Annotated in this window: 6 protein-coding genes and 1 CRISPR repeat array; all 6 genes read right to left on the bottom strand. The window is 56.9% G+C overall.

What is annotated here, in order from left to right; genetic code table 11:
- Positions 1-80: 80 nt before the first annotated feature.
- A CRISPR array of direct repeats spans positions 81-5672; the repeat unit is 33 nt; unit sequence GTTTCAATCCACGCCCCTCATGCGAGGGGCGAC.
- Positions 5673-5843: 171 nt separating this feature from the next.
- From cas2 to cas5c, 6 genes are read right to left on the bottom strand one after another with little or no spacing between them, the layout of a single operon-like run.
- Complete coding sequence (cas2, locus tag NVS32_RS10860) at positions 5844-6134, bottom strand: CRISPR-associated endonuclease Cas2 (protein ID WP_258499835.1); 291 nt, start codon at positions 6132-6134, stop codon at positions 5844-5846.
- 6 nt (positions 6135-6140) lie between these two features.
- Entirely contained in the window at positions 6141-7172 is a 1032-nt protein-coding gene (gene cas1c / locus NVS32_RS10855; RefSeq protein WP_258499834.1) for a type I-C CRISPR-associated endonuclease Cas1c, read from the bottom strand.
- A complete protein-coding gene (gene cas4, locus NVS32_RS11090) occupies positions 7173-7826 on the bottom strand; it encodes a CRISPR-associated protein Cas4 (protein WP_368407225.1) in 654 nt (217 codons plus the stop codon).
- A gap of 8 nt (positions 7827-7834) precedes the next feature.
- Positions 7835-8746, bottom strand: coding sequence for a type I-C CRISPR-associated protein Cas7/Csd2 (cas7c, locus tag NVS32_RS10850; RefSeq protein ID WP_118110384.1), 912 nt, complete (start codon positions 8744-8746; stop codon positions 7835-7837).
- Positions 8746-10521, bottom strand: coding sequence for a type I-C CRISPR-associated protein Cas8c/Csd1 (cas8c, locus tag NVS32_RS10845; RefSeq protein ID WP_118343116.1), 1776 nt, complete (start codon positions 10519-10521; stop codon positions 8746-8748). Before cas8c ends, cas7c begins: the two co-directional genes overlap by 1 nt.
- A complete protein-coding gene (gene cas5c, locus NVS32_RS10840; protein WP_118110390.1) occupies positions 10518-11180 on the bottom strand; it encodes a type I-C CRISPR-associated protein Cas5c in 663 nt (220 codons plus the stop codon). Before cas5c ends, cas8c begins: the two co-directional genes overlap by 4 nt.
- Position 11181: the final 1 nt, after the last annotated feature.

Raw genomic sequence — 11181 nt, 5'->3', positions numbered from 1 at the left:
GCGAAGTGTGGGAAATCGACAGAGCGAACTGTCGACTTTTACTTGACTGAATGCATCGATGTCCTCGCCGAAGTCGGTGTGTTTCAATCCACGCCCCTCATGCGAGGGGCGACTTGAGCAGGTCCGCCTCGATCTGCGGGCCGAACACGTTTCAATCCACGCCCCTCATGCGAGGGGCGACGACGGCGTACGCGTTCGCGCCAACGCCAGATGCGTTTCAATCCACGCCCCTCATGCGAGGGGCGACCGGCGCTCTATGCGCTCGTCCCCGAGGCGCTCCCGTTTCAATCCACGCCCCTCATGCGAGGGGCGACCCCCTCGAATACCAGGAGTGGATTCTCACCAAGTCGTTTCAATCCACGCCCCTCATGCGAGGGGCGACGACGAAATCCTCTGGCATCTGCCTGCCATTGATGTTTCAATCCACGCCCCTCATGCGAGGGGCGACTCAAGCTTGAACTCTACAAGAACCTTACTAGCTAGTTTCAATCCACGCCCCTCATGCGAGGGGCGACATGACGCCCAGTGCCTCGCCCACGCGCGTCCCGCGTTTCAATCCACGCCCCTCATGCGAGGGGCGACTCGTGCTGTACTCCTCTCCGTCCCCATCCACAAGTTTCAATCCACGCCCCTCATGCGAGGGGCGACATGATGCCACGCGGGTCTGTGGCCGACAGCTCGGTTTCAATCCACGCCCCTCATGCGAGGGGCGACTGGGCAGCCACGCTCGCGAGGGATTAAGCGCACGTTTCAATCCACGCCCCTCATGCGAGGGGCGACCGGCGACAGGCTCGCCGGGCGCGTGGGCACGCTGGTTTCAATCCACGCCCCTCATGCGAGGGGCGACTACGCGCACCACCACCCCAAGGGGACGGCGGGGCAGTTTCAATCCACGCCCCTCATGCGAGGGGCGACAGAAGGCGTCGGCGGCGGACTCGTCCACGCCGTAGTTTCAATCCACGCCCCTCATGCGAGGGGCGACGGCCACGCTCTGGACGATGGCCGACGAGTCCACGTTTCAATCCACGCCCCTCATGCGAGGGGCGACCGGCGGCCAGCTCCCCGGCGTCCATCGGGCGCGAGTTTCAATCCACGCCCCTCATGCGAGGGGCGACCCTCGACGGCCACGAAGCGCGGCCACCTGAAGGCGTTTCAATCCACGCCCCTCATGCGAGGGGCGACCCGCCCTCGCCGCATCCACGCGCGACACGTACGAGTTTCAATCCACGCCCCTCATGCGAGGGGCGACGCGATGCGCCCGTACACCCTGACCTCGCGGCCCGAGTTTCAATCCACGCCCCTCATGCGAGGGGCGACTATCGCAGCAATCATCTCGTCCTCATGACGATAGTTTCAATCCACGCCCCTCATGCGAGGGGCGACGCCGCGCACCGTTGAAAGGCAAGGTAGAGCAAATGTTTCAATCCACGCCCCTCATGCGAGGGGCGACGCACGTCGACGGAGATTCGCATTGAGGACACCGGTTTCAATCCACGCCCCTCATGCGAGGGGCGACAGCAAAAGGTTTTAAAATGTCTGCATATCCTATGGTTTCAATCCACGCCCCTCATGCGAGGGGCGACTGCCGTTCCGCCACCATTGCGCATGAAGTGGTAGTTTCAATCCACGCCCCTCATGCGAGGGGCGACCATTCCGTGCCGTCGTGAGTCATGACAACATGTGGTTTCAATCCACGCCCCTCATGCGAGGGGCGACTTACATCTGCGGAGAACACGCTCAAGTCGACGCAGTTTCAATCCACGCCCCTCATGCGAGGGGCGACGTCGTGTGGAGACAGGACAACGAGAGCGACAACTGGTTTCAATCCACGCCCCTCATGCGAGGGGCGACGCGCTCGGAAGTCGGCTTTCCATTCGAGAGGTCGTTTCAATCCACGCCCCTCATGCGAGGGGCGACGACTCAGGAGCAGCAGGACACCCGCGCATTCGAGTTTCAATCCACGCCCCTCATGCGAGGGGCGACTAGGAGGTGGTTTAATGATTAATTACATAGAGCTGTTTCAATCCACGCCCCTCATGCGAGGGGCGACTGTAGTCGGTGGGGCTAATCCACGTGGGCTTGGTGTTTCAATCCACGCCCCTCATGCGAGGGGCGACGATGGTGCACCCGGCGAACGGAGGCAACAACCAGTTTCAATCCACGCCCCTCATGCGAGGGGCGACGCGCGACCAGCGGCGGACCGGCAGGGTCATGGTCGTTTCAATCCACGCCCCTCATGCGAGGGGCGACCGTCGGCTCGCACCACTTGCGCCACGAGGACTGGTTTCAATCCACGCCCCTCATGCGAGGGGCGACTGCCCGCTGCAGCTGGACGTGATAGAGCGCGCGGGTTTCAATCCACGCCCCTCATGCGAGGGGCGACGTATACGGTCGCATAGGAGCGCGAACGGCGTGTGTTTCAATCCACGCCCCTCATGCGAGGGGCGACCGGCTTTAGGAAGGGAGACTTCCACTACTACGAGGTTTCAATCCACGCCCCTCATGCGAGGGGCGACGGGAGTGCTGGACGTTGTAGGCGGTCTTGGGCCCGTTTCAATCCACGCCCCTCATGCGAGGGGCGACATCTATGATTATAGCTACAAGCAAAGCAGCACCGGTTTCAATCCACGCCCCTCATGCGAGGGGCGACGTCAAGCGTGCAAATGTAGCCATCGGTGATGTTGTTTCAATCCACGCCCCTCATGCGAGGGGCGACTTGAGCCGAATGTTGGTGAACCTTATGCGCGCGTGTTTCAATCCACGCCCCTCATGCGAGGGGCGACCACGGTCAACGTCCGAGTGCCCGTCGAGATGCAGTTTCAATCCACGCCCCTCATGCGAGGGGCGACCGTCGACCGGTGTCGCATCGTCGGCGTTGCCGGAGTTTCAATCCACGCCCCTCATGCGAGGGGCGACCGGCATAGGCGGTCTCCGGCCCAAGGGCGGACCCGTTTCAATCCACGCCCCTCATGCGAGGGGCGACGTCTGTTGGAACGGCGGAGAGATGATGCTGGTAGTTTCAATCCACGCCCCTCATGCGAGGGGCGACCTGCAATCCGTCTATGTATTCCTGCTTCCCAGAGTTTCAATCCACGCCCCTCATGCGAGGGGCGACACATGTCCTCTGCGAGCACCAGCAGCGCGAAAACGTTTCAATCCACGCCCCTCATGCGAGGGGCGACCTCAAGGAGCAAATCGCGGTTTAGCGCCGTCTCGTTTCAATCCACGCCCCTCATGCGAGGGGCGACCAAGTACCTTCTTGGCGTATGCCACCTCGTCCTCGTTTCAATCCACGCCCCTCATGCGAGGGGCGACGCCACCTTGCAAGCCTGAACGTCGGCAACGTCGATGTTTCAATCCACGCCCCTCATGCGAGGGGCGACCACGTCCCCTGCGTGGTCTTCATGATTGCGAAGTCGTTTCAATCCACGCCCCTCATGCGAGGGGCGACCGCATACCGGTAGTTGTCTGTGCAAGACGGAACGTAGTTTCAATCCACGCCCCTCATGCGAGGGGCGACACCCCCTAGTCGTCGCCGTCACCGGCCACGCTGATGTTTCAATCCACGCCCCTCATGCGAGGGGCGACGACATAGTCCAGAGGCACGAGAAGAAGAGCAACGTTTCAATCCACGCCCCTCATGCGAGGGGCGACCGCGCTGCGTGTCCCTCCATGCCTTGGAGTTGTAGTTTCAATCCACGCCCCTCATGCGAGGGGCGACGCGCTGGCGAAATAGAGGCTTCCGCTTAGCTGCTTGTTTCAATCCACGCCCCTCATGCGAGGGGCGACCATGTCCCTGTTCTTCTCCTACAACCACAGCCTGTTTCAATCCACGCCCCTCATGCGAGGGGCGACTGTAATCTTCAGGCACTTCATGATGTCTGAGTGATGGTTTCAATCCACGCCCCTCATGCGAGGGGCGACGGCTACCGGCGCGACCTCACGTTGTACGCCACGAGTTTCAATCCACGCCCCTCATGCGAGGGGCGACTACATAAAGGAGCTCATACGCGCGGATTTAGCGAAGTTTCAATCCACGCCCCTCATGCGAGGGGCGACTGGGGTCAGCGCGGCAACGTCAAAGCAGGTACCAGTTTCAATCCACGCCCCTCATGCGAGGGGCGACTTCCAGAATGCACGCTGCTCATACGATACGAACAAGTTTCAATCCACGCCCCTCATGCGAGGGGCGACACCAGTCAGCCGAACTACCAGAAGGCCATCGACGGGTTTCAATCCACGCCCCTCATGCGAGGGGCGACGTCGCCTTTGCCAGTATCCTGAGCTTGGTCTCAAGTTTCAATCCACGCCCCTCATGCGAGGGGCGACCAGATTGCATTGTTCTGGTAGACGTCCTTAACGGTTTCAATCCACGCCCCTCATGCGAGGGGCGACAGCCGAATCCCCAAGAGTAGGGGGGGACGACATGTTTCAATCCACGCCCCTCATGCGAGGGGCGACTAAAGACTTTCGACGAGCTGAGCGTCGACACCCAGTTTCAATCCACGCCCCTCATGCGAGGGGCGACTCGATGCACTCCTCTTCCTGCTCGGAGAGGTTCAGTTTCAATCCACGCCCCTCATGCGAGGGGCGACGAGATACACCACGCGCTCGTGCCAGTCGATGTTAGTTTCAATCCACGCCCCTCATGCGAGGGGCGACCGGAGGGCCGCATTCCCGAGAAGAACGCATACGAGTTTCAATCCACGCCCCTCATGCGAGGGGCGACGGCGCATCGCAAGCTTCCTTGGAAACGTCATCTCGTTTCAATCCACGCCCCTCATGCGAGGGGCGACCTAGTGCTCCATTGCGCGGCGCTGCGAGACCTCCTGTTTCAATCCACGCCCCTCATGCGAGGGGCGACACGGGGCTTTCTATTTTTCATGCCGTGAAGGCTTGTTTCAATCCACGCCCCTCATGCGAGGGGCGACCGACACGCTCTCGTTCGGCTTGCAGGTCTGCGACGTTTCAATCCACGCCCCTCATGCGAGGGGCGACATGACGCCTCCAAGCCATTCGGCGAACTGGCCGGGTTTCAATCCACGCCCCTCATGCGAGGGGCGACCCGCTAGACGAAGCGGTCAGGGTGTAACTGCCGGGTTTCAATCCACGCCCCTCATGCGAGGGGCGACTGCATTCTCGGCAAGTACACCGAAATCGAGTTCGGGTTTCAATCCACGCCCCTCATGCGAGGGGCGACACCAAGCGCGAATATTAAAGGCGTTTCAATTCTCGTTTCAATCCACGCCCCTCATGCGAGGGGCGACTGGCAAAGGCGACCAAATGGCTTGCCGGTGTATCAGTTTCAATCCACGCCCCTCATGCGAGGGGCGACGGGGTGCTGGGCGGTGGAATAGACGCTCCGCTTGTTTCAATCCACGCCCCTCATGCGAGGGGCGACCAAGCGTTTTTCTCGGATTTTGTATCTATGATAGTTTCAATCCACGCCCCTCATGCGAGGGGCGACGACGCGAGACAATGACGCTTCGACACGAAAGGTGGTGTTTCAATCCACGCCCCTCATGCGAGGGGCGACCTGGGCCGAGTGATGTCGCGCACGTCCACGCCGTCGTTTCAATCCACGCCCCTCATGCGAGGGGCGACTTGAGCCATGCTGTCTGGTTCCCATCTGCTCTTCCGTTTCAATCCACGCCCCTCATGCGAGGGGCGACAGCTAGATGTTGCGAAACTCTCAACATCACATACCCGATATAGTACTGGATTTCACAAAGTATCGTTGCGCAATCCTCTCCTATGCAATTGTCACGGTGCTATCGAACCAAAAAATAAGTGCGAACCCTATGTACCATTAATGGCAGCCTAGGGTTCGCACTAACAAGTTCTCAAATCATCAACGTATCGGATGGGTCATAACCCCTATCTGTGCCTATCACCTCAATCTTACTCCGGTACTCGTTGCCCAAATTGTAGAAGCGCAGACTGTCATGCTCTTGGTCAACAATCCCTGAAAGCTCGTGCTTTAGGGAAATAAACTCCGCGCTATTCAGTAGACACTCAAAAACCGAGCTTTGAACGCGCCTGCCTTTTCGAACGCAAGCTCGAGCCACAAGTCTCAATCTCCGCTTGCCTTCTGGAGTTTCGGTGTTTACGTCATAGGTAACCAGCACCAGCATGGAGTCCTACTTCCACATAAAGGGCGGGTAGCCTTCAATATCCCCGCGGATAAATCTCGCTAAGAGCATCGCCTGAACGTGGGGCACTAATCCCCACGCTACCTTGACACCCAGATAGGGATGGCGAATCACCTCGCGTTTCTTCTTCTGCCAAGCGTCCAGGAACTTCCGCCTGCCATTGTCTCTGAAGAAATAGGAGCCATCCTGCCGATGTTCGAATCCATCTGACCCAAGAATCCTGTTGTTGATGCAGGTCAAGACGATACGGTCTGCGAACGGAGCCCTCAGTTCCTCAACAAGATCCAACGCCAAGCTCTTGCGTCCAGGCCTCTCGGCATGCATTAGCCCAATATATGGGTCTAAGCCAACGCCCTCCAATGCGGATGCGCAATCTGTTGTGAGCAGCGAGTACGCAAAGGAGAGCATAGCGTTGGGCGCATCCAAAGGCGGCCTCCTACTCCGACCACCAAAGCTCATCGCTTTATCGCTGACAAAGATCAAGCTACCAAAACGCTGGAAATAGCATCGGGCCGCCAATCCCTCAATGCCACGAAGCTCTTCCATAGAGTTTGCTGTCCTGGCATTGCGTGAATAGTCAGCCAACTCCCTGGAGCATTTCCTCATGTCATCGGCATTTACCTGCAAGGGGTGATCTCTGATTGCTCTCTCTATTACCCATCGAGCGTTAAAGACTTTGGCGGCAATCATGTTCTGTGCAATCGTAAGGGATCGGTCCTCGTCATCCGAAATGCGATACTGCTCTTGTCGCAACAAGACGTTTCCCCGCTCTTCCCCTACGGTACGAGCAAGAAAACGCCCGCGTGGCGTAAAGAAGCCAAGGTCAATGCCGCGGGCGGCACACTCTCCAATCAGAGAAGGGCTTGCACCCTTATAGCCAAAATACTCTATCGCGTTAAGCGTGTGCAGAGGGAAGCGGCCTGCCTCCACTCCGCTCTTTGTAACAACAACGTTTTCATTGTCCAAGGAAAGATAGGCGTCTTCAGAGAGGACATAGAGGGTGTTTAGAAGTTTAATCACCTATGCCTCCATCATCGAGTCCATATATTCACTGATAGACTTGGTTTTTGACAAGGCGGGAAGGCAACGATCTTTGAGAGAGCATGCATTGCAAGACTTTCGCAAGTGCGGCTTGGGACTTATTCCGCGCTCAAAGTCATCGTGCATTCGCTTACATGCTTCCCTCGTTGCTTTCCGTAGCGACTCGCTCAGAGAGACACGCTCACGTGAACGCGTCGCTCCATAGAACAAGTACCCCTCGGACAGCTTGCAACAGAACATCTCTTCGAGTGAGTTGGCTTGCGCACACAGCTGTAAGCGATCCTCGTCCCCGATTTTGGTTGAGCCATTTTTATATTCAACAGGCAGAGGAGCCCAGAGTCCGCTCTCTCCTGAAAGCGGAACTCCCCCAGATGACTTGCGAAACTCGACAACATCGCACACGCCATACAGACCAAGTTCGTGGCTAACAACGCGAAGGCCACGCACCACCAATAGGTTACCTCGCCTCTCTCGGAGGCTCTGGTCATGACATCGCTCGTGCATTTCCTCGCCAGATATGGTTCGAGCGTTTTCTTCCCATTGTTGCTCAACCTGAATGAGCGCCCACTGACTGGGGCAAAAGGCATAGTGCTGTACTCCAGACAGCGGGAGTAGCTCATCATCTGTGTACATGTCTCTCATTACACAGAGGGCTTAATCCAGTCGAACTCCTGAAGTTCGACACCGGCAGGAATAGCTTCCTTCTCAACCTCGATGGAATAATCACTAAACTTGCGAGCAGGACCAGCGCACTTCTTGTGTGCCTCAATGGTATCGAAAAGCATGTGCGCCGGGGCGTTTCCCAATTTGCTCTCATGCTTGAAGATATATAGCTTTCTCGAGGTCATGAGGCCGCGCGCTGCGCTGCGGTCATTCTCGAACATGTTCATCAGGGCCTCCCAGAAAAGCTGGAGGTCCGCATCAGAGAAGCCAGTCTTTTCTGCCAGGGATGCCGAGACGAACCCCTCACAACGATAGAGACCATAGGGGACAAAAGACTTGCGACCCATGGTGCGCTCCTTGTCACGGTCCTTCTCGTTCGTTACCGCCATTCGAGTGATGCTCATCTCCTGCGGTACCACGGGATCCTCGGACTGGGAGAAGCACATTTGCACAGGTCCACGAACCTGTCCGCAGTTGATATCGGTCGTCATAACAGCGCCAAACGCCCGTATGTCGTAGAAGTTGTCACACATGAACTGTGTGACCTTCCTCTGCTCCTCAACCTTAGCGGGAAGCTTCTTCGATACGGGCTTAATGTCGTTATGGATATATGCCAGCTTGTTGCGCTCATTAAGGACAGTCTTGTCCTGTATATAAATCTTGTAACCAAGTTCGCCTTCGGTGGCGGCTGGAGCATCAATGGGTTCGCCCTTTACAAGGTCCACGTAATTCCTGACTTTACGCTTTAGACAGACATCGGAGACAATGCCAATTCCTGTCTCGGGATCGATGCGAGGCATGTTGCCAGCATCTGGGTCACCGTTTGGGTTGCCGTTCTCGACATCGAAATAGAACACGAAGTCATAGCGATTGCTGATTGGAGCACTCATTACGCATTCTCCTTCTCTTGGTCATCCGCGGATCCTTTGGCATAGAGAGCCTGCTTCTGCTGGTAGTACCCGATGAAGAACTGCCCTTGGTCGTCATACGAGAGGGTCTGGGGGAAGCCCTCCTTGCTATCGATGAGGGCCATAACCTCCTGGATCTTTCTGTCGAGCAGAAAACCATACTCGGCCTTTTCCAGATGGTGCTGCCCGTTTTTCAGCAGCTGTGGGAACACTCGCGCAGGTGTGGCGGAAGCCGAACCTATGTAGCGGTCGCGGATAGTCGAGTTGGCACCGGGAACTGCCTCCTCCTGAGCCTTCTCAAGTATTGCGAATAGCCGCCCAAGCAAGTACCCCATATTCAGGTTTTTCTCGTTCAGAGACACAGTCAGACTCCTTTCGACTTGAACATCTCCTACCTGCCGAGCCTTTCTTAATAGACATGCCTTGAGCATGGGGACACGCAAGTACATGGCATCGTATTTCTTGCTCCCCGAGCCGCTAAAACCCTTATCCGTCCGCATTCGCATAATGAGCTGCTCAAATAGCGACTGAGGAAAGGCGGTTCCTCTCAGCATCGCTTCGACAGAGGAGCAGACGAGGGTGTTTGGCACATTGTCTGCTTTGCCTTGGGCAGCAGTCTGGTAGATATACGCTCGCAGCGTCCGGGGGCGAAGGGAATCCCCCTTATAGTCCGAAACATCGATGTCCCGCAAAAATTCGGCGAAGTGATCTTCGAGAGAACCGAGTGTCCCCGTTTGGAAAAATCGAACAGAGATGCGTGCCATGTTAGGAGAGAGTCCAAGAACGAAGTATCTGGACGTGCGCGAGACGGGAACCGTGTCCCTGCCAACGCGAATCGCGTCGAGGCGCTGGCGAAGACTTGCAAGCAGCTTCTCATCCTCCCCCGCTTCACGGCTCTGCGCATCGGGGTCGAGAAAGAGAGAAAGCAGCCCAATGGATTCGTCCGAGTCATCCCCTGTCCAGAAGACAACGCGGGCGTCACCAATATCCACGTGATGCTCGGGAGAGTTATTCAGATACCGGATGGCAGTTCCGACATTAAAGGCAGCTTCCTGTGAAATAGAAGCATTCTTTGCCTGGTCATCCTTGTTGTGACCATATGAGCAGAACGCATTGCAGTTGAAGCTTATTAGCGATGCTCCAGAAGAGTTTGCTCCCGGCATTCCCATGGTCATCGGGAACTTCTGCGCGGGGATTCCCTCATGCCCAGTAATAGCACATTGAACTGTTGCTCCGTCGGAGTTGACCTGTCTTGCTATCATCCAGGCCTCTGTGACCGCCTTGCGCTCATGGACAAGGCTCATGTCCGGCAGAAAGCGGAACACGATCAGTCCCCCGCGTGCCAACGAATCGGAAATGTCCTGATCAAGACTCTCAAGGTCAAACGGGGAATCGAAGAACTTCATTACGGCAGCCGCAGCCAGATCATTCACGTTGCACAGTACCTTGCGATGAAGCTCCGCCGATGCCTCACGCATCTGGGAGCCTCGCTTTTCGTCCAGGCCTAGGAAGTATGCCGCCTTATCACAGAGGAAGTACGGCTGAATTCCACTGGAGCGGCTTTCCTGTTCTGGAACAAGCATCTGGCGAGCTTTGTTCTTCTCCGTTCCAAGAGAAACAACGCTTATAAGTCTCCCCGACTCGTCAAGCCTGAACTCCCAAGAGACACTTGCGACGCTCCAGCCAGCACGAGGAATGTCCGATCCCGGTTCTGCCTCTTTCAGCCGATAGTACCTGTCAAGGTCATCGAGAATCATGAGACGACCTCCTCGCGCGCAGCCGCGGTGTCTATGAAACCGTCCTTCATAACTGCACGGAAGAACTTGGGCGCCATGTCATGCTCAAAGTCGATGTCATAGAGCATGTATCCGAGGTCGACCTCAGTTCCCAAGTAGAAGGAAGTAACTCCCCCATTTGCAGCCTCGTGAAAATCGCGAACGGCGAATTCGCGGCAACCAAAGTACGGCTGGCTGAAGCACTGTCCCTTTCGTAGTCTCCGCAGCATGATGTTGTAGTGCTTTTCGGGTGTGTCCGTCTCGCCCGCCTGCTCCGTGAGGTCGAAGTGCGCCGTGATAATGTAATGGACATCACGCAGATACAAGGTCTGTCTTTGCTGCCTATTGGCAATTGGGTCCAGATAGAGCTCCTTGTCTTTCCCTTTGAAAGCTTGGCGAGCGTTCATGTAGCTGGCCTTCTCACCCACTTCGTTTCTCCTGAACGTATCAAACTTGATCTCGTTCATCACGCGAATGCCGTCGATGCGCCAGACGATGGCGGGCTTCCAATAGATTGCCTCTAGGATTCCGCGCGCTGCAGAAGGCGTCATCACGTCATAGCTCACGCGCTCTGCTTTCATCTCTGGCCTCGTGAAGCACGCCCTTGGACCAGAAACGTCTACCGCGATTCCATAGCCCATG

The sequence above is a fragment of the Tractidigestivibacter montrealensis genome (genome assembly GCF_024741235.1).
In the GTDB taxonomy this organism is placed as follows: Bacteria; Actinomycetota; Coriobacteriia; order Coriobacteriales; family Atopobiaceae; genus Tractidigestivibacter; species Tractidigestivibacter montrealensis.
The sequence above is the reverse complement of the archived record's forward strand: the minus strand, read 5'-3'. Positions and strand labels throughout refer to the sequence as shown.

Coding starts and splice junctions, on each gene's coding strand:
- cas7c (WP_118110384.1), bottom strand. CDS start 8,746: ATGAGTGCTCCAATCAGCAATCGCTATGACTTCGTGTTCTATTTCGAT.
- cas5c (WP_118110390.1), bottom strand. CDS start 11,180: ATGGGCTATGGAATCGCGGTAGACGTTTCTGGTCCAAGGGCGTGCTTC.
- cas4 (WP_368407225.1), bottom strand. CDS start 7,826: ATGTACACAGATGATGAGCTACTCCCGCTGTCTGGAGTACAGCACTAT.
- cas2 (WP_258499835.1), bottom strand. CDS start 6,134: ATGCTGGTGCTGGTTACCTATGACGTAAACACCGAAACTCCAGAAGGC.
- cas8c (WP_118343116.1), bottom strand. CDS start 10,521: ATGATTCTCGATGACCTTGACAGGTACTATCGGCTGAAAGAGGCAGAA.